23 protein-coding genes and 1 tRNA gene are annotated in these 22,087 nt (G+C 64.7%); 10 read left to right on the forward strand and 14 right to left on the reverse strand.

All coding sequences use genetic code 11. From position 1 onward, the window contains the following. Nucleotides 1-25: 25 nt before the first annotated feature. From IVB13_RS14975 to IVB13_RS14990, 4 genes are all read right to left on the reverse strand, one after another. Nucleotides 26-235, reverse strand: coding sequence for a hypothetical protein (locus tag IVB13_RS14975; RefSeq protein WP_247489393.1), 210 nt, complete (start codon nt 233-235; stop codon nt 26-28). 78 nt (nt 236-313) lie between these two features. Beyond that, a complete protein-coding gene (gene upp / locus IVB13_RS14980) occupies nt 314-943 on the reverse strand; it encodes a uracil phosphoribosyltransferase (RefSeq protein WP_007614501.1) in 630 nt (209 codons plus the stop codon). Nucleotides 944-1,038: 95 nt separating this feature from the next. Continuing rightward, nucleotides 1,039-2,277: a URC4/urg3 family protein gene (locus tag IVB13_RS14985; RefSeq protein WP_247489395.1), complete on the reverse strand. Its 1,239-nt coding sequence runs from the start codon at nt 2,275-2,277 to the stop codon at nt 1,039-1,041. Nucleotides 2,278-2,284: 7 nt separating this feature from the next. Then, the gene (locus IVB13_RS14990) at nt 2,285-3,541 is read right to left on the reverse strand and encodes a GTP cyclohydrolase II (protein WP_007614497.1); all 1,257 of its coding nucleotides are present in this window, start codon (nt 3,539-3,541) and stop codon (nt 2,285-2,287) included. Nucleotides 3,542-3,930: 389 nt separating this feature from the next. On the opposite strand from IVB13_RS14990, the gene IVB13_RS14995 reads away from it, so the two are divergent. After that, nucleotides 3,931-5,058, forward strand: a complete 1,128-nt coding sequence (locus IVB13_RS14995; RefSeq protein WP_026232576.1) for a threonine synthase — start codon at nt 3,931-3,933, stop codon at nt 5,056-5,058. A gap of 104 nt (nt 5,059-5,162) precedes the next feature. Then, nucleotides 5,163-5,969, forward strand: a complete 807-nt coding sequence (locus IVB13_RS15000; RefSeq protein ID WP_247489396.1) for a class I SAM-dependent methyltransferase — start codon at nt 5,163-5,165, stop codon at nt 5,967-5,969. A 37-nt stretch (nt 5,970-6,006) separates the two neighbouring features. On the opposite strand, the gene IVB13_RS15005 is transcribed toward IVB13_RS15000, so the two are convergent. After that, nucleotides 6,007-6,822 (reverse strand): DUF2927 domain-containing protein, encoded by an 816-nt coding sequence (locus IVB13_RS15005; protein ID WP_018453696.1) that lies wholly within the window; start codon nt 6,820-6,822, stop codon nt 6,007-6,009. Between the two features lie 68 nt (nt 6,823-6,890). Next, on the reverse strand, nt 6,891-7,469 hold the full coding sequence (locus IVB13_RS15010; protein WP_007596474.1) for a L,D-transpeptidase: 579 nt from the start codon (nt 7,467-7,469) through the stop codon (nt 6,891-6,893). Between the two features lie 266 nt (nt 7,470-7,735). On the opposite strand from IVB13_RS15010, the gene IVB13_RS15015 reads away from it, so the two are divergent. Then, on the forward strand, nt 7,736-9,283 hold the full coding sequence (locus IVB13_RS15015) for an acetolactate synthase large subunit (RefSeq protein ID WP_247489398.1): 1,548 nt from the start codon (nt 7,736-7,738) through the stop codon (nt 9,281-9,283). 36 nt (nt 9,284-9,319) lie between these two features. Next, nucleotides 9,320-9,838, forward strand: coding sequence for a hypothetical protein (locus IVB13_RS15020; protein ID WP_247489400.1), 519 nt, complete (start codon nt 9,320-9,322; stop codon nt 9,836-9,838). A gap of 44 nt (nt 9,839-9,882) precedes the next feature. Here IVB13_RS15020 and IVB13_RS15025 read toward each other — a convergent pair whose 3' ends face one another. The 4 genes from IVB13_RS15025 to IVB13_RS15040 all read right to left on the reverse strand — a co-directional run bounded on the left by IVB13_RS15025 (nt 9,883) and on the right by IVB13_RS15040 (nt 14,428). Further along, nucleotides 9,883-10,320 carry a hypothetical protein gene (locus IVB13_RS15025; protein WP_247361033.1) on the reverse strand — a complete coding sequence of 146 codons (438 nt, stop codon included), beginning with the start codon at nt 10,318-10,320 and terminating at the stop codon, nt 9,883-9,885. Nucleotides 10,321-10,471: 151 nt separating this feature from the next. Then, nucleotides 10,472-12,073: a hypothetical protein gene (locus IVB13_RS15030; RefSeq protein ID WP_018453700.1), complete on the reverse strand. Its 1,602-nt coding sequence runs from the start codon at nt 12,071-12,073 to the stop codon at nt 10,472-10,474. Nucleotides 12,074-12,335: 262 nt separating this feature from the next. After that, nucleotides 12,336-13,871, reverse strand: a complete 1,536-nt coding sequence (locus tag IVB13_RS15035; protein WP_247489402.1) for a heme peroxidase family protein — start codon at nt 13,869-13,871, stop codon at nt 12,336-12,338. A 323-nt stretch (nt 13,872-14,194) separates the two neighbouring features. Then, entirely contained in the window at nt 14,195-14,428 is a 234-nt protein-coding gene (locus IVB13_RS15040; RefSeq protein WP_007596464.1) for a DUF3551 domain-containing protein, read from the reverse strand. Between the two features lie 254 nt (nt 14,429-14,682). Between IVB13_RS15040 and IVB13_RS15045 the strand changes: the two genes are divergently transcribed. From IVB13_RS15045 to IVB13_RS15060, 4 genes are all read left to right on the forward strand, one after another. Further along, nucleotides 14,683-15,021 carry a hypothetical protein gene (locus IVB13_RS15045; RefSeq protein WP_018453701.1) on the forward strand — a complete coding sequence of 113 codons (339 nt, stop codon included), beginning with the start codon at nt 14,683-14,685 and terminating at the stop codon, nt 15,019-15,021. 149 nt (nt 15,022-15,170) lie between these two features. Continuing rightward, nucleotides 15,171-15,686 (forward strand): hypothetical protein, encoded by a 516-nt coding sequence (locus IVB13_RS15050; RefSeq protein WP_247489404.1) that lies wholly within the window; start codon nt 15,171-15,173, stop codon nt 15,684-15,686. A gap of 91 nt (nt 15,687-15,777) precedes the next feature. Further along, on the forward strand, nt 15,778-16,260 hold the full coding sequence (gene greA / locus IVB13_RS15055; RefSeq protein WP_204512277.1) for a transcription elongation factor GreA: 483 nt from the start codon (nt 15,778-15,780) through the stop codon (nt 16,258-16,260). 54 nt (nt 16,261-16,314) lie between these two features. Further along, nucleotides 16,315-16,992 carry a hypothetical protein gene (locus IVB13_RS15060; RefSeq protein WP_247489406.1) on the forward strand — a complete coding sequence of 226 codons (678 nt, stop codon included), beginning with the start codon at nt 16,315-16,317 and terminating at the stop codon, nt 16,990-16,992. A 229-nt stretch (nt 16,993-17,221) separates the two neighbouring features. Here IVB13_RS15060 and IVB13_RS15065 read toward each other — a convergent pair. From IVB13_RS15065 to IVB13_RS15075, 3 genes are all read right to left on the reverse strand, one after another. Then, nucleotides 17,222-17,296, reverse strand: a tRNA-Val gene (locus IVB13_RS15065). 156 nt (nt 17,297-17,452) lie between these two features. Then, nucleotides 17,453-18,751 (reverse strand): hypothetical protein, encoded by a 1,299-nt coding sequence (locus tag IVB13_RS15070; protein WP_018458351.1) that lies wholly within the window; start codon nt 18,749-18,751, stop codon nt 17,453-17,455. Between the two features lie 119 nt (nt 18,752-18,870). Then, complete coding sequence (locus tag IVB13_RS15075; RefSeq protein ID WP_018458350.1) at nt 18,871-19,476, reverse strand: DUF1134 domain-containing protein; 606 nt, start codon at nt 19,474-19,476, stop codon at nt 18,871-18,873. A 139-nt stretch (nt 19,477-19,615) separates the two neighbouring features. Here IVB13_RS15075 and IVB13_RS15080 point away from each other — a divergent pair, with 139 nt between their 5' ends. Further along, nucleotides 19,616-20,101: a YHS domain-containing (seleno)protein gene (locus IVB13_RS15080; RefSeq protein ID WP_247489408.1), complete on the forward strand. Its 486-nt coding sequence runs from the start codon at nt 19,616-19,618 to the stop codon at nt 20,099-20,101. Nucleotides 20,102-20,115: 14 nt separating this feature from the next. On the opposite strand, the gene IVB13_RS15085 is transcribed toward IVB13_RS15080, so the two are convergent. Continuing rightward, on the reverse strand, nt 20,116-20,943 hold the full coding sequence (locus tag IVB13_RS15085; RefSeq protein WP_085348586.1) for a 3'(2'),5'-bisphosphate nucleotidase CysQ: 828 nt from the start codon (nt 20,941-20,943) through the stop codon (nt 20,116-20,118). Nucleotides 20,944-21,114: 171 nt separating this feature from the next. Here IVB13_RS15085 and IVB13_RS15090 point away from each other — a divergent pair, with 171 nt between their 5' ends. Then, complete coding sequence (locus IVB13_RS15090; protein ID WP_018458347.1) at nt 21,115-21,768, forward strand: histidine phosphotransferase family protein; 654 nt, start codon at nt 21,115-21,117, stop codon at nt 21,766-21,768. The last annotated feature ends 319 nt before the right edge of the window (nt 21,769-22,087 follow it).

Genomic DNA, 22,087 nt, shown 5'->3' on the forward strand with positions numbered 1-22,087 from the left:
GGTGTAGCGGCCCGCCCTCAGCGCATCACTTCGCGGGCGCAGCAGGTGGATTCGATCCGGTGGTGACGTTTGGCGCCGTATTCGGATTCGAGGTCGTGGTCTGCGGGCCGACGTCGCGTCCATTGTAGAAGAAGACGGCAGCGACCACGGCGATCACGAAGATCGCGCCGATCGCCCAGCCCACCGGGCTGTTGCGGCGTGCTCTGTCTGCCCTGCGGTCATCCTGATAGGTCATCGTGCTCTCCATCGTAGAGCAGGAAAACCTTGCGCGAGCGAACCTGTTCCTAACGTGACGCGGTTTGCAAGCCGGCGCCTATCTCGTCCCGTAGGCGCGGTCGCCGGCGTCGCCGAGGCCCGGCAGGATAAAGCCGTTCTCGTCGAGACCTTCATCGACTGCGGCCGTCCAGATCGGCACGTCAGGATGCAGTCCGCGCAGCCGTTCGAGCCCTTCGGGGGCGGCGATCAGGCAGGCGAGGCGAATATCCTTGGCGCCGCGCTCCTTCAGCCGGTCGATTGCGGCCACAGCCGTGTTGGCGGTCGCAACCACGGGCGTCACCACGATGGCCAGGCGCTCGCTGAGATCGGACGGCGATTTGAAGAAGTACTCGACCGCGGCAAAGCTGTGCGGCTCGCGGTAGAGGCCAATATGGGCGACGCGCGCGGTCGGCACCAAATCCATCATGCCGTCGACGAAAGTGGTGCCGGCGCGCAGCATCGGCACGAACACCAGCTTCTTGCCCGCGATCTTGGCCGAATGCATCGTCGCCAGCGGCGTTTCGATAACGGTATCGGCGAGCGGTAGGTCGCGCGTCACCTCGTAGCACAGCAGCATGCCGATCTCCTTGATCAGCTCTCGAAACGATTTGGTCGAGATCGATTTGTCCCGCACCAGGGTCAGCTTGTGCTGCACCAACGGATGATCGACGATCGTGACGCCTTGCATGACGGGATGCTCTTGCTTTCTCCCTTCCCCCTTGTGGGAGAAGGTGGCGCGAAGCGCCGGATGAGGGGTCTGTTTCCGCGAATTCGAACGAGAGACTAGAAAACCGTGCCGTCGCTGATCACCTTGAGCGGCGGCGAACCGTCGGGCCGGCGCGCGAAGGCGATGGCGCGGCCCGCGGCCCAGGTGCCGCCTTCGAGAATGCTGGCGAGCGGCAATGTCTCAGGAGTGCGCCCGAGTTTGGCGCGGACCAGTTCGGCGAGCCGGTCCAGCAGCGCCACGGTCAGCGCGCGCCACTCGACGACGAGCAGGGAATCCACCGCATGCGCGCGCTCGGCATCGGCGGCGTCGCGCAGCCGCAGCACCTCGTGATCGACGAACAGCCCGCCATTGCGATATTCGGCAAGCCCGGTCAGGCTGTCGATGTCGGTTACGTCGAAGCCGGCGCGCTGCAGCGGCTCGATCAGCGAATAGCTCAGCCATTGCGACAGCTTGTGCAGGGGCACGAGGCCCGCGGTAGCGTCATCGGCCTTGATCGCCGGGTGGCGCCAGCAATCGCCGAGCGGAATCCCGGCAAGCTCCAGCCGCGACGGCCAGATCGGTCCGAGCTGATTCAGCACCGCCGAGAGAATCGCGGGCGCGGGAACCGCGCCGCCCTTCGCCTGCGCCGCGATGTGATCGAACAGCCCGCCCGGCCGCGGGGTGTCGTGCGCGCCGAACACGTCCGCCCGCTCCGCCACCAGCTTGCCCAAGCGGCGCAGCAGATCGGTCCGCCCCTCGACCCCGAGCAGCGGATTGGCATCGCTCACCTGAAAGGCCGAAGTGAGCGCGGCGAGTGGCAGTCGCGCGAGCACGTCGGCATCGGTCCTGAAGGGCGCGCGGGGATCGTGGGAAAAAAGGCCGCTTGCGAACATGTCGAGGCTCGCAATCGCGAGTCCCTCGGATCGGCCGATGCTCTGTCCCGTCACCGCGTCGCGGTATCGCCACGCGGCACCCGCGCCGGCGTCGAGCAGCACGCTGACGATGGCAAGGTCGAACTCCGCGCGCGCCCGTGCCGCGCGGTCGGGCCATGACGTCGCGTCCGCGAGCCGCGCCCAACGGTCGACGCCATCAAGCACGAAATGCCGCCAGCGCGCATGGAACGGAATCTCCAGCGTCGGATAGGCCTCGCGCGTCACGGCGAGAACGGCGTCGGCAACGCCATCCATGCGATCGAGATCGATGGTGAAATGCGTCAGCCCGCCGTTCAGGCCGATCCCAAACATCTCGCCGGCACGCGCGCGAACCGCTGCTGCGCTGAGCAGCGAACGGGCCTGCAATTCCAAAGCGTCTGCCATCAATCGATCAGTATTTTTCCAGCGAACGCCCGACCACGCCGTCGACGTCCTTCTCCGGCGCGATGTCGGTGGAGTAATAGCCGGCGGCCTTCTTCGCGGCGATCTCGACATAGGCGTCGGCGGGAATGAGCTCGGGCGGGATCGGCACGCGCTCGACGATGTCGATGCCCTGCGAGGTCAAAGCGTCGTGCTTCATGTCGCTCATCGACAGGAAGCGGTCGATGCGCTTCAGGCCCAGCCAGTGGATGGTGTCGGGCATCAATTGCTGGAAGCGCGCGTCCTGGACGCCGGCGACGCATTCGGTGCGCTCGAAGTAGGCGGCGGCCGCGTCGCCGTCCTCCTGGCGCTTGCGCGCATTGTAGACCAGGAATTTCGTGACCTCGCCGAGCGCGCGGCCTTCCTTGCGGTTGTAGATCACGAGCCCGAGTCCGCCCTCCTGCGCGCCGCGCGCGGATTCCTCGATGCCGTGAATGAGGTAGGGCCGGCAGGTGCAGATGTCGGAGCCGAACACGTCGGAGCCGTTGCACTCGTCATGCACGCGGCAGGTGATCTTGGTGCGATGGTCCGGCAGCTTGGTGACGTCGCCGAACATGTAGACGGTGGTGCCACCGATCGGCGGCAGAAACACCTTCATGTCCGGCCGGGTCACCAGCTCGGGGAACATGCCGGCGGTCTGCTCGAACAGCGTGCGCCGCAGCTCGGTCTCGTTGGTCGCAAAGCGCTCCGCAAGGCCTGGCAGATACCAGACCGGATCAATCGCGATCTTCACCACGGACACGCTGCCATTGGCGTGCACGACGTCGCCGTCGGCGCGCAGGCGCTTGGCGGCGAGCGCCTCGCGGATCTCCGGCAGGTCCAGCCGCGCGCGCGTCACCGCAATGCTCGGCCTGATGTCGATGCCCTCGGCGATGTCCTTGCCGAAATTCTCGGCGACGAGATGCCCCCAGGGATCGAGCGCGACGATCTTGGCGGGATCGCTCCATTGCGGGAACGGCCCGATGGTCGCCGCGGGAAACGTGTTGGTGAGGTCGGGCCTACGAATCGGATCGAGCGCGCCGGCGGACACCGCGAGCGCGCGGTACATCGCATAGGAGCCGCCATGACTGCCGATCACGTTGCGATCCCCAGCGCGCGACACCGTGCCGATGATCGGTCCGCGGGCGCGTGCGTCGGCGGCGCCCCAGTGGATCGGGAAGGCGGCTGTCCTGCCCGGCTCCGGATGGGAGGTGAGGCGGATGTGGTCGGTACGGTTCGCGCGGCTCATGACCAAACTCCTAAAAAGCCAACGGCCCGCCGCTCGGACGGGCCTTGGCTCGTCGCGCTGCCGATGCGGAACACCGGCGGCGCGAGCTCAATCCAACATATTGTAGCGGGCAGTCGCGACAGACAAGTTAATCGTGCTGCGCGGGGGCGGGGCGGTTCGATGCCAAATTCCCGTCATCGTGCGACCCGGCAGCGCTTGCCCGAGTGCCACGCTACCGCACTGGCGGAGCTCTCCGCCATCGCAGTAAGATGATGAAGTAATTATGGTTTTCCCGTTTTCAAGAGGCGCCGCACGGTTGGCGCGCCGGGCGTCGAGTTTCCGGACAAAACGTGTCATCAAACCAAAACGTACAGATCGCCTTTGCCGCATCGCCTTCCTTGGAGACCGCCATGCCCGCCCCCGCCTACATCGACCCCCGCAACGGTAAGCTCTATCCGCTGGACCAGCCGCGCTGGTGCTCGGACGAGCGCACGCCGCTGCTGGTGACGCCCGGGGCAGGGATGTCGCGGGAGGAGATCGAGCCGCGCACGCGTTCGCTCTGGCGCTACCGGGCGGCGCTGCCGGTCGAGATCAAGACTCCGATCACGCTCGGCGAAGGCTGCACGCCACTGGTGCAGCAGGCCTGGGGCGAGCTGCGCCCGTTCTTCAAGCTCGAATGGTTCAACCCGACCGGCAGTTTCAAGGACCGGGGCTCCGCCGTGATGCTGTCCTTCCTTCGGCAGATCGGCGTCGACGCCATTCTGGAGGACTCGTCCGGCAATGGCGGCTCGTCGATGGCGGGTCTCGGCGCCGCCGGCGGCATGCGCGTGAAGATTCTCGCGCCGGCCTCGACATCGCCGGCCAAGATCGCGCAGGTCCGCGCCTATGGCGCGGCGGTGCAGCTGGTCGAGGGCCCGCGCGAGGAATCGGAGGCCGAGGCAATCCGGCAGTCGAGCCAGACCTTCTATGCCAGCCACAATTGGCAACCGTTCTTCCTCGAAGGCACCAAGTCGCTCGCCTATGAGATATGGGAGGACCTCGGCTTCCGCGTCCCCGACAACGTCATCGTGCCCGTCGGGGCCGGCAGCAGCCTTTTGGGTTGCGCCCTTGGTTTCCGTGAGCTGTTGAAAGCCGGCCAGATCACCAGGCTGCCGCGCCTGTTCGCGGCGCAGCCGCTCAACTGCTCGCCGATCGATGCAAGCTTCAAGGCCGGCGTCGACACCCCTGTCGCGCGCGAGGTGAACAAGACCATCGCCGAAGGCACCGCGATCAAGCATCCGCTGCGCCTGCGCGAGATCATCGGCGCGTTGCGCGAGAGCGGTGGCGGCACTGTCGCGCTGACCGAGGACGAGATCGTCGCCGCGCTGCGGCGTCTTGCGCGGCAGGGCCTGTTCGCCGAGCCGACCAGCGCAAGTGCTGCCGCCGCGCTGGAGAAACTATCCGTCACCGGTAGCATCAAGGCGACCGAGACCACGGTCGCGGTCCTCACCGGCACCGGCCTCAAGGCCGCGACCATCGTTGCCGATCTCGTGCAATAGGACCGCCAGGGAGGCGAAGCCGTCGCCGTCATGGGCTTGCGTTGAACCTTTGGCATCCGTCGTCAGCCTCATGAAAAACTGACATTGAGCGAAGGGAGAGTTCCATGGCCGATCAAGACCCGTTTGCTGGTTTCAAGGCAGTCCAGAAGGAAGCCTGGTCGCTGTTCACGCCGATGGAAGTGTTCACCACGCCCTCGGCCGCCAAGCTCGTGAGCTTCGCCGGGGTCGCGACCGGCCAAAGGCTGCTCGACGTCGGATGCGGCACCGGCGTTGCCGCGATCACGGCGGCGCGCCGCGGTGCGAAGGTCAGGGGTCTCGACCTGTCGCCGGTCCTGCTCGAGCGCGCCCGCGAGCACGCGCAGCTGGCGAATCTCGATGTCGACTTCGCCGAAGGCGACGCCGAAAGCCTGCCCTATGGCGACAACGAGTTCGACGTGGTGCTCAGCCAGTTCGGCCACATGTTCGCGCCGCGTCCCGAGGTCGCCATCGGCGAGATGCTGCGCGTGCTGAAGCCCGGCGGCACCATCGCCTTCTCCACCTGGCCTCCGCATCTCTATGTCGGACGGATGTTCGCGCTGATCGGCCGCCATCTGCCGCCGCCCGAGGGCGTGGCCTCACCGGTGTCGTGGGGCGATCCGAAGATCGTCGCCGAACGTCTCGCGGGGAAAGCGAAGGATATCGCCTTCGAGATGGACATCATGACGCCGTCCGCACTCAGCCCGCAGCATTTCCGCCGCACCATGGAAACGACGATCGGGCCTTTGATCAAGCTCGTCGCCCAGTACAAGGACGAGCCGGACAGGCTGCGGAGTTTTCGCAGCGAGTTCGAGGCGCTGATCTCCGAATATTACGACGGAAGCAACAACGTGATGCGCCAGCAATTTTTGATGTCGAAGGCGAAGAAGGCGTAAAGCCGCGCCACGGTGCTTTCCTTCTCCCCTTGCGATCTCACTCCTTCAGATCGTTCACGCGCCTCACCCAAATGCGTACATCGGTGAGCACGTCGGGCAGCGCCGCCTTGACCTCAGCCACGGTCATGCCGGCCTTGATGCGGGGATCGTAGAGCAGGTTGAGGATGTACTGGTCATAGACGTCGAAATAGCCCATCGAGACGTTGTCGTTGAACATGGTCCAGGGCACGCTGGCGGTGTCGTTGATCGGGCCGAGCGATTGCAGCAGCTCCTCATAGGCGCAGTCGAGGAAGGTGAAATCGCCGTTGTCGACGGTGAGGATGACGTCGGAATGCTCGATCTCGAAATTGTCGTTCTTGCGGAAGCCGGACAGGCATTGCGGATCGAGCGAGGTGCGGATCTCGCGGGCCTTCTCCGCACCGTAGAAGCTCGAGATGGTGCGGAACAGATCGCGGTCGCGCACGAGCTTCACGCGCACATTCGCCGCTTCGCTGGAGTCGATCATGGCGATGTCGAGATGCTGCACGCGCTTGCCGATGTCGGCTACGACTTTCGCGAGCTGCGCCTTGCGGTCGGCGCGATCGCTCTCGGCGAACACGCGCACCGGTCCGTCGAACTTGCGGATGCGATCGACACGGCCGGCAAGGTGGTATTCGGCGCCGAACGCCGTCTTCAGAAAGCCGTCGACGATCTCGCCGTCGGTAAAGCTCTTCTTCTCGGCGCGCTGGCGCGAAGCGATCGCGGGCAATTCGCCCGCGACGGCGATGGTAGCGGTGTCAGGCGCGAACGCGACGGTGGCGAGCGCCAGCAGCACGATGCGAAAGCCGGACGGAGACGGGGCCAATGCGCTCATTGCCAGGCGACGCTGCCGTATTCGGAACCGACGCACAAGGCCGCATATCCACGCGGCGCCGATTCTTGCTAGTTGTTCAGCACGACCACCGTGGTGCCGACCCCGACGCGGCCGTAGAGGTCGGTGACGTCGTCATTGGTCATGCGGAAGCAGCCCGAGGACACCGCCTGGCCGATCGTCTCCGGCTCGTTGGAGCCGTGGATGCGATAGAGTGTCGAGCCCAGATACATCGCGCGCGCACCGAGCGGATTTTCGACGCCGCCCTTCATGTGACGCGGCAGGTCCGGCCGGCGCGCCAGCATCTGTGACGGCGGCGTCCAGTCCGGCCATTCCTTCTTGGCGGTGATCCGGTGCACGCCGCCCCAGCGGAAGCCGTCGCGGCCGACACCGATGCCGTAGCGCAGGGCCTGGCCGTTCTGGAGCACCAGATAGAGCCGGCGCTCCGAGGTGTTCACCACGATCGTGCCCGGGGCGTAGTTGCCGTTATACATGACGGTGGTGCGGGGAACTGGGCTCGAGCCGCCGCGGAAGAAATTCGGGCCGCCGCCCATGATGTCGCGCGAGTCGAACTCCTCGGCGAAGGCGCCGCCGGCGGTCGCCGACAGCAGTGCGATGGCGGCAATCGGCGCGGCAAAATACCGGATCATTGTTCCCCCAGCAAAAAATCGATTCAACTGAAGTTACAGGCCATATTTGCGGGCTTTCCGCAAGCCACGGCCTCGTGAGACGGGGCATCCTTAACGGTTGGAGTTACCAAACCGGCAACCGCGCCAATTTGCCGGAAAGTATTAGCCAAACCAGCGCATCGCCGCGCGGGGCAGGGCGGCGACGCCGGCTATTGCTTTGACGAGACGAGCGAACAATGATTGATCGGATGGATTGTTGGAACATTGCCGGTTGCGGGAGCTGACGGATGAACGGTGCGGAAAGTCTGGTGCGGACGATGGTCAAGGGCGGGGTCGACGTCTGCTTCTCCAACCCCGGCACCTCCGAGATGCATTTTGTCGCAGCGCTCGACCGCGTGCCCGGCATGCGTTGCGTGCTCGGCCTGTTCGAAGGCGTGGTGACCGGCGCCGCCGACGGCTATTTCCGCATGAAGGGCACGCCGGCCTCGACGCTGCTGCATCTCGGTCCGGGTCTCGCCAACGGCCTTGCCAATCTGCACAACGCCAAGAAGGCGAATTCCGGCATCGTCAACATCGTCGGCCAGCACGCCGTCTACCACATCGGCTACAACGCGCCGCTGACCTCCGACATCGAGGGCCTGGCCCGGCCGATGTCGTCCTGGGTCCGCACTTCGCCGGACTCCAAATCGGTCGCCGCCGACGGTGCCGCGGCGATCGCCGCCGCCAAGAGCGCGCCGCCGCAGATCGCGACCCTGATCCTGCCCGCCGACACCGCCTGGAACGAAGCGGACGGCATCGCCGAGGTTCCGGCCGAGCAGCAGCGAGCAAGCTATTCGCCGCAGGCGGTCGAGCAGGCCGCAAAGATCCTGCACGGCGACGGCGAGGGCACGCTGCTGCTGATGACCGGCAGTGCGCTGAGCGAGCAGGGCCTGGCGCTGGCCGAGCGCATCGCCGCCAAGACCGGTTGCACCGTGATGGGCCCGACCTTCCGTCCCAGGATGGCGCGCGGCCGCGGCCGCTTCTCGATCGACCGCATCCATTACGTGATCGACAACGCGCTGCAGATGCTGGCCAGGTTCCGCCATATCGTGCTGGTCGAGTCCGACGATCCCGTGGCGTTCTTTGCCTATCCGAACAAGCCGAGCATCCTCAAGCCAGAGGGCTGCGAGGTGCATCGCATGACCTCCTGGGGTGAGAATTCGGTCGCTGCACTCGAAGTCCTTGCCGGCGCGGTGAAGGCCAGCGCGAAGGACGTCAAGCCGCAGGCCGCGGCTGAGCTGCTCAAGCCGACCGGCGCACTGACCCACGCCTCGATCGCCCAGTCGATCGCCTATGCGATTCCGGAGAATGCGATCCTGGTCGACGAATCCCTCACCACCGGCCGCGCCTTCTTCCCGCCGACAGCGGCGGCTGCTCCGCACGACTGGCTCCAGAACATGGGCGGCTCGATCGGCTTCTCGACGCCGCTCTCGATCGGTGCCGCGATCGCCTGCCCGGACCGCAAGGTGATCTGCATGGTCGGCGACGGCAGCGCGATGTACACGATCCAGTCGCTGTGGACGCAGGCGAGAGAAAATCTCAATATCGTCACCATCGTGTTCGCCAATCGCATCTACCAGATCCTGCGCGGCGAGTTCGACAATGTCGGCGCCGGCGAGCCCGGCCAGCGCGCCAACGACATGCTGCGGCTCGACCGGCCGACGCTGGATTTCGTGGCGCTGGCCAAGGGCATGGGCGTGCCCGGCCGCGCCGTCACCAACGCGGACGAGTTCAACAAGGCGCTGGCCGAGGCCGTCGCCGAGCCCGGACCGCGGCTGATCGAAGTCCAGATGTAGGGCACCGCATCAGGAGCGCCGAGGGCCGGGGGCAAGATGCAGACCGAGCTGAACAAGGTGATCGCGGCACTCCGGGACTTCTACGCACACGAAACATTCCTGTTCGAGAAGGACATCGGCGAGCGTGCCATCACGCACCGCTTCGCTGTGCATCTGGAGAAGCAGTTCTCCGGCTGGTCGGTCGATTGCAACTACGACCGGCTAGGCGAGCGTACGCTGCATCTGCCGCACGGCACCATCATCTCGACCGACGATCATCTGGGCAAGTCGATCTACCCTGACGTCGTGGTGCATCAGCGCGAGATCCCGAACAATTTGCTCACCATGGAGATCCGCAAGGCCAGCAATCACACCGCGCTCGACCACGACCAGCACAAGCTGATGGCGTTGACCGATGCGCATGTCTGGTTCGCCTTTTGGATCGGCGTGCTGCTGGTGCTGGACAAGGACAACGTGACGATCTCGGAAGTCTATGTCAGCGGCGTCCTCGATCAGCCGCTGTCGCGCTGGTTCGCCACGCGGCTGGAGGAGGTCGGCCTCGGGATGGCGCGTTAAGGCGTGTGCCGAATTGTCGCCTTTAATTCAGCTATTCCCTTGAGTCATAGCCCAAGCGCGATCTCGGCCCATTTCAGCATGCGGTCGCTATTGAGGAACGCCAGCACCGCCGGCTCGAGCGACGCGGTGGCGCCCGGTGCGAGCAAAGCCGTCGCGGCCACCATGTCGCAGCGTTGATTGAAGGCGAGTGAGAGCGCGGCCTTGGCGTTCCCCTCGACGCGATATGCCCGGCTGCGGCCGCGCATTGGACCGACAAGGATCTCTCGGCCGGCGGCCGTCGGCGTTGCCTTCCCAATCAGCGCCAGGTCGCCCATCTGCTCGAGGTCGCCGTCATCGGCAATGCCGGTGGCGCAATTGCAAAAGCCGAGCTTGGCGCGAACGTAGAGCTGGACTTCGCCGCCGCAATCCGCGGCCTTGCAGCGGAACGCTTTTCCTTTCCCCCAGGGATCCGCACCGAAAGGCCAGTCGATTTCCGTCCACACTGGGCGAACCTCGCCGGAGGTCGCTGTTGCGCGTGCCGGTTCACCGGATCGCAATATCCAGAGCGCTGTGGCTGAGCAGAACAGTGCGATGGCTGCGCTGGTTGCAACGAGCTTGCTTGTCAGGCGCATGGAAGTTGCCGCGACATCTTTGCTAATTCTGAGCCATCAACTTTCGTGCGGCCGCGAGGTCCTCTCGCGATGAGTCGCCATTTCTCGCGGTTTCGACGACTTTCGCGTAGTACTGGCGGGCCTTCACAGGATCCCCCGCTTTCTCGGCCGCGTGAGCGGCGCCGATCGTCGCGCCAAATCGGTTCGGCTCCTTGCGCATGGTGCTTTCGAACGCGACCAATGCCTCCGTCGCCATGCCGCGTTCGAGCAGCATGGTCCCGTAAAGCTCGCGTGCGGGGGCAAGTGGACCCGGCGTCACGATGGATTTTTCGGTCTTGTCTTCGGCATCGGCGGCAAGGCGCATCGCTTCCAACGCATCCGCCTGCTTCCCCAGGGCGTTGAGCTGCCAGGCTGTAGCGACCTGCCGCTGAATGTCCACGATTTCGGCCCAATAGGCGTCCTTGTCCTGCTGCAGCTTGTCCCGCAACTCCGCCAGCTTGGCGATGTCCGCCGTTGCCGCGTCTGCATTGCCGGAGCGCGCGGCGCCAAGGGCGCGGGCGAAATAGGTGATCGCATCGACATAGGCAAACCGGCTCGGCTCGACCTTCAGCGCGGCGGCGCCCTGCCAATCACCGCGCTCGACCATATAGCGCGCTTGGCTGGCTGCTATCGCGTAGGGACCGGCGCGGACAGCCGGCACATAGCCAGTGGTCGCAATCATGTCCGCGATGACCTCGCTGGCTCGGCTGTCCTGCGCAAGCTGGAGCAGCGCGTAGACCATATAATCGTCGGCATGCAGCTGCTCGCTGGGGTCTTTGCCCTCCTTGGCAGCCTTCGCGGAACGGCTATTGGCGTCGATGGATTCGTTCCAGTAGCCGACGCGCGTGAAGATGTGCGACGGCATATGCAAGGCGTGCGGTGCCGCCGGCGCGATCTCGGAATAACGCTTAGCAGCGTCGAGTCCTTGCTCTGCGATCGCCGGATAGTCATAGAGATGGATCAGGTAATGTGCGACGCCGGGATGCCGCGGCTGGCGCTTGAAGATCGGCTCCAGGATAGCGGCGCCCTTGAGCTGGTTGGCATAGGACTTGTCGTTTGGTGACGCCGTGACGTTCAGCGTAATGGCGTAGGCGATCTGCGCCTCGTCATCATCGGGATAGCGCGCGGCGACGGCTTCGGTTGCCCTGAGATAGGCCTGCGCACGCTGTCCAAACGTCGTCTTTTCGTCGCCCGAATAGAAGGCCAGCAGCGCATCGATATAGTCGCGTTCGCGTTCGCTCTTGGCGCCGAGTGCCTTCGCCTTCTGCAGCGCGGCGAGCCCTCCGGTGAGGTTTTCCTTCGGCGCGGCAAAATGCGGATTGTACAGCAGGCTCAGCGCAATGCCCCAATAGGCGATCGCGCATTCCGGATCGGCCTGCAGCGTCTCCTCGAAAATTTCCTTTGCGGGCCGGTACCAGAACGAGTGCTGATAACGCATCCCGCGATCAAAGCGGCGCTGCGCCACCTCGTTGCAGGAAGTCTGGAAGTGCACCTTGCCAAATTGCTCATCGGCCCCGTCTTCCGCGCGTGCGGCGGGCGTGCCGGAAATCGAGCCTAAGGTAGCGAGGGCGAGAAGAGAGACGGTTCTCAAGGCGAGCGCGCGCATCGGCCCCTCCGTTTCTGTTCAGAATAAATCTGGTCAGATGGCGCCGATAAAACCGAGGGCGCCGAAGTTCGTACTGCTGAGATCGGCAATGGCAATTGCGTTGTTGAAGGATTTCTCCATTCGCGATGCGCGTCAACAGGAAGCGGACGGATTTGCGTTAGGGAAGCACGCCTGCCAGGATCCATCCGCCCGCGCGTCGAGGCGAGTGGGTCACAAGGCCGCTCGCACGACGAGCGGCCTTGCATCATCGACCGTCATCCCCTCAATGCAGCGGATCGCCCTGGCCGAGCGCGTAGGCGACGAGGTCCTTCAGCGCGAAGCTGGAGCCGGTCACCGGCGTCCATTGCGGGTCGAGCGACAGCACGGAGGAATTATCTCCGAACATCATGCCGAGGAAGACTTCGGCGACGATGCGACCGCCCACCGGTCCGAGCTGCGGTGTCTTGACCGTGGCGGGCCCACCAGTCGCGGAGATTGGCACGTCGGTCATGTTTTGCCGCGCCTCGGCCAGGATGTAAGCCCACAGCGGACAGTTGCCGGCGAACGCGCCGTTCGCGATGCTCGCGATCTTGACTTGCGGATCGCCCGTCCCGGGCTCGTCGACGGCCTTGCCGATGATGATCTCGTCGTCGCTCAGCGGCGTCAGGTTCATCGCCCTGGCGACGGCCTGGCCCGACGGCAGTCCGAGCCGCCAGCTGCGCTCGAGATTGCGCAGCGCCAGCGACGCCGGATTGGACGCGACTTCCGGCGGCAGCTTGCGCAGCGGGTCCACCAGCGAGGCATCGATGCGATAGGCAAACTGCAGCCGCCTCTTGTTGTCGGGATTGGTGTCGACGTCCTCGACCCCGTAGGGGCGCGTGTCGAGATCGATGAAGCGGCCCCAGTCCATGGCGCGTCCCGGTCCCATGGCGCGGAAGCCGGTCAGTGCGTTGTGGTCGGGATTGTTGGGATCGGGGAAGATCTGCAGCAGCATGTTGGCCGCGTCGTTCAGCCGGTATCCAGGGCGGATCATGGAGTGCCCGAGCCGGTAGGCCGCGACCGAGAACTCGACCGGCATGAACGGATAGGTCTTCCAATGGTAGTAAGCGAGCTTGCTGCGATCGTAGTGACCCGCGGTCTTCAGCTGGTCCAGCACGCTGGCGTGGACGATGCGCGGCAGGAAGTCGTTCAGCACCACATACTGATAGTGGAATCGAACGCGCTGCTGCACGTCTTCGAACGACAGGCTGTCATTGTCGTCGACCATGCGGTTGTGAAAGCGCAGCATCAAGGCCTGGAATTGCGAGACGATGCTGTTCTCGTCGTTGCGGGGATCGCCGATCAGCGCGCGGCCCTTGAAGCGCGGCAAATCGACCGCATCGGGCACGCCCGCGCCGGTGACCTTTTCGCCGAGGCGGAACTTGATGCCGTCATACATGTAGGGCTGGTCGTTCGGACCGCGGCCGTAGACATTGTCCATGTCGAGCGACGGCGTGCGGAAATCGACGAGACCGTCGGGGTCCTGCTGCTTGGTCAGCGAGCTGACCGGATCGAAGGTGATGTCGTGGTCGATGAACTGGCCGAAATAAGTGTAGAGCGAGGGAATGCCGCTCTCTTCCGCGTCCGGTCCGTCCTTCGGCCCGTCGAAGCCGGCGACCATCTTGTCGGCGAGCGCCGACAGGTTTGCGATCGTGTTGGAATCGTTCGGGCCGAATTTGGCCGGTGCGAGCTTGCGGAACATGCGGCCGAAGCGGCCTTGCGAAAGCGGCGAACGCGTTGCGTTCAGACCGCGCGGAACAATTGCGTGGCGGCTGCTCATTGAAACACCTTCCTGAAAAGTCGAATGGAAGATCGGGCTAAGGTTTCTCGCGCTGGAGTTTGCAGCCTAGGCGCGATCACGCCTGCCACGAGCGAGATGGATCACAATTGCCCGGTATCGAAATTTTCGGAAGGTGCGCCTTGGCCCGCAAGCCACGGCTGCGCATCGTGAATTTCTCGGTGCTGATGACGGATAACATTCTCGTCATCGACGGACGCAAGCGGCTTCGCACAGTTTCAATTCGCCGGCACGTCGGCGAAGCGGGTCGTCTTCACGCAAAAATTGTGGCGGCGCGCGCGTCATACGCGCACGCCGCCAATTCGTCAGTAGTCGCGCTGCTGCGAGAACGCGTAGCGCGGGTTGATGCCGCAATAGGACGACGTGCCGGAGGCGGTAGCGAGGCACTGCTGATAGCTGGCGAACTGGCAATTGCCGGGATAGCCCCACGAGCGGCCCTGGATGCAATATCGATCGTTCGCAGGATGTGCCTGGGCTGCCGGGGATGCTACGGCGAGCAGGGCCGCGAGCGATGCGAGAGTGAGGATCGTGCGACGCATGTCAGTCTCCTTCGAGAGCGAGTGGGTGGGAATGTCAGCGAGCCTGGCTCGTCTGTTGCGCAGTCATGCCTGTATTGGTGTCGCCAGAATGCTTTGCGTTCGCGACAAGGCGCATCATGACGCAGCCTGCTGCCGGCAATGTGATCTCGGCCACAGTTCACCATGGGGTTCGAGCCCATCGTGAACGGACTTGCACGCGTCGATCCCGCAGAAATACGCTTGCCTTATTCGGATCAGGTATTTTGGAGGTTCTAATGCAGAAATCATACTTGCTGGCTGCGACAGCAGCGCTGGCGCTTCTCATGCAGACACCGCTCGCGTTGGCGCAGGGCGCACCAGCCGCCGCCGGAACCGCGGCGCCTGCGGCGACAACCGCCGCGCCGGCAGCGACGCCGGCAGCGCCGGGCGCAACCAACGACACCTCCAGCCAGCCGACCGACTCCAAGAAGAGTGCGTCGAAGAAGCCGGCGAAGAAGAAGATGACGCGGCAGCAGGAGATCGATCACTCGGTCGACAGCGGCACGGTGCCCGCGCGCTACCGCAGCTCGGTGCCGAAGCAATACCAACAATACATTCCGTTCGATAAGCAGTGACGGATCGCACGGCAGCGCGGCGTGATCGGGCATCGCGCCGCCAATGCCATCGCGTGAAATAGGACCTTGGCCGGACGGAATCCGGCCATACATCCCCAGTGGCGGTCCGCGCGAGCGGTGCTAGAGTAGGTCGAAGCCTGGGGGGAGTAATGAGTGACGACGTGAAGGATGCTGGCCTCGTGGCGATGATCAGCAGCATCCTGGGAGGCAACAGGCGCGCCGCAGACAGTGTTGCGCCGCCGCCGGTCATCGAGGTTCCGCCGCCGACCGCGCCGACGAACGGATTTGAGCTGGTCGAGCCGCCCGCCGCCGATACGCCGCCGGCCAACCTCGAGGACAAGCCCGAAACAAATTCCGAGAACGCGCTCGATGCGGCGCTGGCCCCCGCGAAGTCAGTCGAGCCGCCAGCGAAGATCGCCACGACACCTGATGGCAAGCAGTTGCTGCCTGCTGAAGCGATCGCCGACCTCGTCCTGGGTGAGCTGCGCAAGCTCGAGAATTTTCCGGCGACCGGCGCCTCCGTCACGGTCTACGGCTACAGGCACTGGAACGCGATGATCACCTTCGCGCCGTTCTCGACCACGTTCCGGGATGCCACGCGGTTCCGGCAGGCCATGCCGGACATCGTTTTCAAGCTGCGCCGTTTCGTCGTACTTGAGATATGATCCGGGATGATCGCCAGCTTCTGCCCGCCGCGATTGCTTGCGGCGCGAAGGCGCGGGCCGTGAGCCCGAACAGTTCGACAGGATTTTCGACTTGAGCGTTGCCTTTACCAAGGAAGAGAGCGCGGAAACCGCCGCCGAGACGCTGTTGCCGGATCGGCCGATCTCGCCGCATCCAAATCTCGTGACGGAAGCAGGCTTGCAGGCGTTGCAAAAGCAGCTTCAGGACGCGCGCGAGGCCTATGAAGCCGCGCAAGCCATCGAGGACGTCAACGAAAAGCGCCGGCAGTCGGCGGTGCCCTTGCGTGACGCCCGCTATCTCACCGAACGGCTGCGCACGGCGCAGGTCATTCCCGCCCCGGCCTCGACCGATGTCGTCGCCTTCGGCAGCACGGTGACGTTCAGCCGCGCCGATGGCCGCGTGCAAACCTATCGCATCGTCGGCGAGGACGAAGCCGATCCCAAGGCCGGCACGATCTCATTTGTGGCACCGGTGGCGAAGTCGTTGATGGGGAAGGCGGTCGGGGATGTCGTGGGATCGGGTGCGCAGGAGATCGAGATTTTGTCGATTGAGTAGGGGGCGTTTATCGATGGTTTCCGCTGTGTCCGCGCAACAAGGCGCGATAGCTGGATGAGGCGGTTTCTGTCGGGAGCATTGCCGTTTTACGCGCTGGCCGGGTTGGCCATGTGCATGTACCTCGTCCTGTACAGGACAAATCTCTTCGACCTGAACGCCATCATCCAGGATGCGACCGGCTCGGCGTGGTTTCCGGCCTTCATATTCGTCTGCGTGCTGCTGGAGGCGGTCTTCCCGTATTTTGGCTATTTCCCCGGAACCGCTCTCATCCTGATGTCCGTGGCGCTCAATCCAAAGCCCGCGGACGTCTCCGTTTTCATCGTGGCGTGGTTGGCCATCATCCTGGGCGCCGTTCTGAGCTACGGACAGGCTCGTTTTTTCAGACCGCTGTTGCAGCGGATTGCCTCAAAGGCGGCACTGAACCGGTGTGAGTCCCTCCTCGACGCCTACGGTCCTTACGCGCGAATTGCGCTGTTCGTTCATCCCAACGCCTGCGCGATGTATTTCACGGCACTCGGACTCCTCGGCCGCAACCTGACGCGCGAGCTCGCCTATCTCGGCGTGGGCGCAGCAGCCTCTGTGGGCATTCTGTTCGTCGTGGTGACCAGACTTGTGTCGTCCGTAGGCACCACGGACGATGGAGAATTGCAGCTGCTGCTGGCCGCAGCGCTGGTTACTATCGGCACCCTGGTCGGTTTGTACGCAGCCTGGCGACCGGCGCGGGTTGCGTGAAGCTTGATGCGATCGCGCTTCAGGTCCCCCGCGATGATGCCATCATGCCGGTGTTTTGCCCGACGAGTCAAATTATATTTCGGAAAAGTCGCAATCCTGTAACTCATTGATCCGACTGAGGTCGGCTACTGTGCATGGGGTTGTTTTCGCTGTTTTTGATTTGGACGGGTGAAGACAGCCGCCGAGCGTCGGTTATCGTCCGCAACAAATTATGGTTCAGGAAGGTGAATGGTGGGCGCACAAGGGATCGAACCTTGGACCTCTCCCGTGTGAAGGGAACGCTCTCCCGCTGAGCTATGCACCCGAAACCATCATGCAGGCGACCCGAGTTTCGGCCGCCGATGCTTTGGAGCCCGCGATTTAGAAGTGCAGGCCGAAGGTGTCAAGTTTCGAGGCGCTGCCGGGCCGGAAAACCTTCCCCCGGACCCGCAATTCGGCGGTCAGACCATCTTGGGGCCGCTTACGCGCCCTGCTGGCGGGCGCGGGAGGCGTGGGCCTGGAGCGCGCGGATGCGTTCGGCCAGTGTTCCGCCGCCTTCGGGCAGGGTGCCTGCGGCGGTGCCGTTGGCAGGGGCGTCGTTGGCCGGGCGTGGCGCCGGCCTCGGCGGCTGGCCGGCCTCCGCCGCGAGCAGGGCCTCGATCGGCGAGTTCGGCCCTTCGAGCTGCATCGCGAGCTTGGCCACCTCGGCTGCGATGTCGTTGATGCGTTCGCGCAGCAGCGCGTTCTCCATCCGCTCGGTCGCCCAGGAGCTCTCGGCCTGTTGCTGGATCGCGTTGATGTCGCGCTGGAGCTTGGCGCGCTCGTCGCGGGCGGTGCGCAGCTGCTCCTCGAGCGCGGTCTTTTCCGCGCGGATCGATTCCATTGCGGCCGAGGACTTGCCGCCGCTCAACGCCGCGATCTCAACGCGCAGCTCCTTGATGATGCGCTCATTGGCCTCGTTGGCCTGGCGGAGCTGGTTGTTCTCATAGTCGCGTTCGGCGAGCAGCTTGCCCTGCGTGGCAAGGCGTCCCTCGAGATCGCCGACGCGGCCCGACAACATCTCGGCCTCCTTCACCTGCACGATGAGTTGGCGATCGAGGTCGGTGACGCGCTGGCTCAGATTCTCGACGCGGCCGCGGGCGTCGCCGAGCTCGCGCGAAGCGGTCTCGGACTCGGTGCGCTCCTGCGCCAGCCGCGCCTGTGTCGCGGCAAATTCCTTTTCGGCGTCGCCGACGCGGTGCTTCAGCTCCTCGATCTGCGCACGGACCGCGACCAGCTCGACCTGACGGCTCTCCGCCATCATCGAGCGGTCGGACAGTTCGGAATTGATCTTTGCGAGCTCGCCCTGCTTGTCGGTCAGCGCGAGCTCGGCGGCGCGCAGGGCTGCGGTCTTGGTGTTGAATTCCTCTTCGGTGGCGCGGAGCTGCTCCTTCACCGCCTTCTCGCGCGCTTCGAGCGCGAAGATCGTGGCGTTCTTCTCGCCGAGCTCGATCTTCATGCGGTTGATGGCGTCGCTCTTCTTGCCGAGCTCGGCGAGCTGGCTCGTGGTCTTGTTCTTGAGCTGGTCGACGCTCATCTCCAGCCGTCGCGCCGACATGGCGAACTCGGCGCGGAGCTGGTCCTTGTCGGCCTGGATCTCGGCCATCGACAACGGCGTGGCGGCCTCGAGCCGGCGCGTGGTCAGGCGCACGGCGCGGTTATGCACCAGCGGCACGATCGCGAGCCCGCACAGCATCGAGAGCAGGAAACCGATCGCCAGGTACATGATCGGTTCGACCATGGGCCAGAACTCCCAAAGCTAAGGAAAAATTTACCAAGGACATTGCATGCGGGGCCGGCAAAAAGCCAGCCCCGACATGTCGTTAACCTTGATCCGTCGCCGGAGGGGAAAGCGGAACGCTAGAACGGGTTCCAGGTCGCGCGCGGGGTGAATTTCAAATAGCCGATATTGGCTCCCAGCCGCAGGCCGAGGCCCGAGCGGATCGGCACCAGCACGATGTTGTTGGCGGTGAGCGCCGTCATGCCGAAGCCGCCGATGATGTAGGCCGAGCCGTCGAGGCCGGCGAAGCGCTGGTAGATCGCGTTGGTGGCGGGCAGATTATAGACCAGCGTCATGGTGCGCGCGCCGTCGCCACCCCAGTCGAAGCCGAGCGAGGGACCCTGCCAGTACACCCTGAGGTCACCGGCGTTCTTGGTGTAGAGCGTGCCTTCGCCGTAGCGCAGGCCGGCGACGAAAGCGCCGGACCCTTCCTCACCGAGGATATAGCCGTTGGGCAGGCCCCATTGGCTGACCGCCTTCTCGATGATCGAGGCGAGACCGCGCGAGACGTTGCCGAAGAAGCGATGCCCGGCGTTCACGAGTTCGTCCGGCCCATAGGTGCTGGGCGTCTGGGTCCGCTGCGGCGGCGGCAAGTCGGGCGGCGGCGGCTGCTGGGCGGAAGCCGGACTGATCCACCCGACCATCGCGGCAAGCGCGACTGCGGCAAGGCGTGATGCGAAAGTCATAAAAGAACCCCTGGTATCGAATCCGGTCGCTTCCTTAACCTGGCGCCAACAGGCGCGGCTCTAGGTTGCGCCGGATGTCCCCTCGACTCGGATGTTATCCGCAGCAACTATGACGGCACAACGGCAGGAAGCCAGCCCTTTGCGCCCCGGAATTGCCTTGATCGGCCTTCTGGTCTGCATGCTGTCGGGAATTTGGATCCTCTGCGTGGGGTCGCCGGCGCAGGCGGCCACCACCGAGCGGATCGTCGTCAACCGTTTCAGCGGCGTGGCGATCGAGGGCTTCGACCCCGTGGCCTATTTCGTCGCTGGCACGGCCGTGCAGGGGACGGCCGAGTTCGAGGCGAACCTGTGGGGCGCCGTCTGGCGCTTTCGGAACGAGGGCAACCGGGCGTCTTTCCTCGCCCATCCCGAGGTCTACGGGCCGCAGTTCGGCGGCTACGATCCGGTCGATATCGCCCGCGGCGTCATCATCGCCGGTAACCCCCGCTTCTTCGAGATCGGGGCGCAGCGGCTCTATCTGTTCAGCCGGGAAGCCAATCGCGACGCCTTCGCCGCCAATCCCGAGCGCTTCCTCTATGAGGTGGGCAAGCGCTGGCCCGCCCTCCAGGACAAGCTCAGCCAGTAGGCCCCTTTACGACCTCAGAGTCTTGCCGCCTGCGGGTCACCCCAAGCAATGAACTCCGGGATGATGAAGCCGCCATCGTGCCGCTCGCCGAAGCGGAGCGCGCCGCCCTTGCCGTCGGTCACGCTGCCGCCGGCCGCGGTCACGACCGCGTAGCCGGCCCCGACGTCCCATTCACAAGTGGGCCCGAAGCGGGGGTAGATGTCGGCACTGCCTTCCGCGATCCGTCCGAATTTCACGGCCGAGCCGACCGCCTTTCTGACGGCGCTGGGGCGATGATCGATGAACGCCTCGGTTCGGGGATCTCCATGCGAGCGGCTCACCGCGGCGATCCAGGGTTCGCCCAGGGGCGGCAGCTTGCGGGTATGGATCGGCTCGGCAGCGCCGATGGTTGCGCCGTCGAACCCGACGCGCTCGGCGCCACGGCCGACGATGCCGCGCCAGAGCAGCCCGAGTGCCGGCGCGCTGACGATGCCCAGCAGCGGCACGCCCGATGTCACCAGGGCAAGGTTGACGGTGAACTCGTCGCGCCCGGCGACGAACTCCTTGGTGCCGTCGAGCGGGTCGATCAGGAAGAAGCTGGCGCGGAACGGCGGCGAGGCGAGCTGGGTCCGCTCTTCCGAGAGCGTCGGGATGTCGCCCGCAAGCTGTGCCAGCCCGTCCGCGATGATGCGGTCGGCCGCAAGGTCGGCCTCGGTCACCGGCGAGCCGTCCTGCTTGCCGTCGACCCGCATCGCTGCGCGGTTGACCGCGAGGATGGCTTCGCCCGCCTTCACCACCAGGGCGGTGAGCGGCTCCATCAGGTGGGAGGCGGCCGCGCCGTCGATGATCCGCTTCACCTGCATGCCTCATTCATCGGCAATTCCATCCCTAAGCGAGTGATTCGCCGCGGCATTAGGGCCGCTTCGAACCGATCGCAAGCTAGCTGCCACAGGCTTGCGAATGTTAGAACCTGCGGCATTCGTCAAGCATGCTTGATTCGCCGCGTCCGCGCCGTGCAATTCCAGGAACCCTTTATGTCTGACGCTTCGTCACCCGCTACCGCCACCGCTCCAGATGCGCTCGAACTCGCTGCGCTGCTGTGCTCGCGGGTCTGCCACGATCTCATCAGCCCTGTCGGCGCCATCGTCAATGGGCTCGAAGTGCTCGACGACGATCCCAAGCCCGACGACCGCGAGTTCGCACTCGACTTGATACGCAAGAGCGCGAAAACCGCCTCCGCTCGCCTCCAGTTCTGCCGCCTCGCTTTTGGTGCGGCCGGCTCGTCCGGCGCGCAGATCGATCTCGGCGATGCCCAGACCATGGCGCGCGGCCACATCGAGGACGGCAAGTGCTCGATCACCTGGAATCTGCCGCGGATCTTGCTGCCGAAGAATCGCGTCAAGCTGCTGCTCAACATGCTGGTCGTTTCGCAGCACACGATCCCGCGCGGCGGCACGCTGACGATCGATCCGATCGGCGAGGGCGAGACCATGAGCTTCCGCATCACCGCGACCGGACATAATGCGCGCCTGCCGCAGAACATCTCCGAGCTCCTGAGCGGCGAGCGCGGCCCGGCTGCGGATGCACATGCGATCCAGCCTTATTATACGCGGCTGTTGGCAGAGGCTTGCGGGCTGACCGTGAGGCTCGCGCACGAAGGCGAGGCCATCACCATTATCGCGTCGTAGACACGCCGTCGCTCCTCAGACCTTAATCAAATCTTTACGAGGCGCTTCGGCTTGTCCGGAGCGCCTTATCTCTTTGTTGGTTCCGTTCTTTTCCACATACTCAACCATTATTAAACGCTTTGCGGTGAAGCTGGCCCCATTCCGAATTGGCGCATCACGTCTTGTGTGCGCGCCCTCCCTGTATGAAGGCCTGTTTTCATGGATGATCTGTTGCGGGAGTTTTTGACGGAAACCAGCGAGAGCCTGGATACCGTGGACAATCAGCTGGTGAAGTTCGAGCAGGAGCCGAACAACGCCAAGATCCTGGATAACATTTTCC

The sequence above is a fragment of the Bradyrhizobium sp. 17 genome (genome assembly GCF_023073515.1).
Taxonomy (GTDB): Bacteria; Pseudomonadota; Alphaproteobacteria; order Rhizobiales; family Xanthobacteraceae; genus Bradyrhizobium; species Bradyrhizobium canariense_D.

Bases quoted from the DNA above. Each gene is read 5' to 3' on its own strand.
- IVB13_RS14975 (WP_247489393.1), bottom strand. From the start codon at position 235: ATGACCTATCAGGATGACCGCAGGGCAGACAGAGCACGCCGCAACAGC.
- upp (WP_007614501.1), bottom strand. From the start codon at position 943: ATGCAAGGCGTCACGATCGTCGATCATCCGTTGGTGCAGCACAAGCTG.
- IVB13_RS14985 (WP_247489395.1), bottom strand. From the start codon at position 2,277: ATGGCAGACGCTTTGGAATTGCAGGCCCGTTCGCTGCTCAGCGCAGCA.
- IVB13_RS14990 (WP_007614497.1), bottom strand. From the start codon at position 3,541: ATGAGCCGCGCGAACCGTACCGACCACATCCGCCTCACCTCCCATCCG.
- IVB13_RS14995 (WP_026232576.1), top strand. From the start codon at position 3,931: ATGCCCGCCCCCGCCTACATCGACCCCCGCAACGGTAAGCTCTATCCG.
- IVB13_RS15000 (WP_247489396.1), top strand. From the start codon at position 5,163: ATGGCCGATCAAGACCCGTTTGCTGGTTTCAAGGCAGTCCAGAAGGAA.
- IVB13_RS15005 (WP_018453696.1), bottom strand. From the start codon at position 6,822: ATGAGCGCATTGGCCCCGTCTCCGTCCGGCTTTCGCATCGTGCTGCTG.
- IVB13_RS15010 (WP_007596474.1), bottom strand. From the start codon at position 7,469: ATGATCCGGTATTTTGCCGCGCCGATTGCCGCCATCGCACTGCTGTCG.
- IVB13_RS15015 (WP_247489398.1), top strand. From the start codon at position 7,736: ATGAACGGTGCGGAAAGTCTGGTGCGGACGATGGTCAAGGGCGGGGTC.
- IVB13_RS15020 (WP_247489400.1), top strand. From the start codon at position 9,320: ATGCAGACCGAGCTGAACAAGGTGATCGCGGCACTCCGGGACTTCTAC.
- IVB13_RS15030 (WP_018453700.1), bottom strand. From the start codon at position 12,073: ATGCGCGCGCTCGCCTTGAGAACCGTCTCTCTTCTCGCCCTCGCTACC.
- IVB13_RS15035 (WP_247489402.1), bottom strand. From the start codon at position 13,871: ATGAGCAGCCGCCACGCAATTGTTCCGCGCGGTCTGAACGCAACGCGT.
- IVB13_RS15040 (WP_007596464.1), bottom strand. From the start codon at position 14,428: ATGCGTCGCACGATCCTCACTCTCGCATCGCTCGCGGCCCTGCTCGCC.
- IVB13_RS15045 (WP_018453701.1), top strand. From the start codon at position 14,683: ATGCAGAAATCATACTTGCTGGCTGCGACAGCAGCGCTGGCGCTTCTC.
- IVB13_RS15050 (WP_247489404.1), top strand. From the start codon at position 15,171: ATGAGTGACGACGTGAAGGATGCTGGCCTCGTGGCGATGATCAGCAGC.
- IVB13_RS15060 (WP_247489406.1), top strand. From the start codon at position 16,315: ATGAGGCGGTTTCTGTCGGGAGCATTGCCGTTTTACGCGCTGGCCGGG.
- IVB13_RS15070 (WP_018458351.1), bottom strand. From the start codon at position 18,751: ATGGTCGAACCGATCATGTACCTGGCGATCGGTTTCCTGCTCTCGATG.
- IVB13_RS15075 (WP_018458350.1), bottom strand. From the start codon at position 19,476: ATGACTTTCGCATCACGCCTTGCCGCAGTCGCGCTTGCCGCGATGGTC.
- IVB13_RS15085 (WP_085348586.1), bottom strand. From the start codon at position 20,943: ATGCAGGTGAAGCGGATCATCGACGGCGCGGCCGCCTCCCACCTGATG.
- IVB13_RS15090 (WP_018458347.1), top strand. From the start codon at position 21,115: ATGTCTGACGCTTCGTCACCCGCTACCGCCACCGCTCCAGATGCGCTC.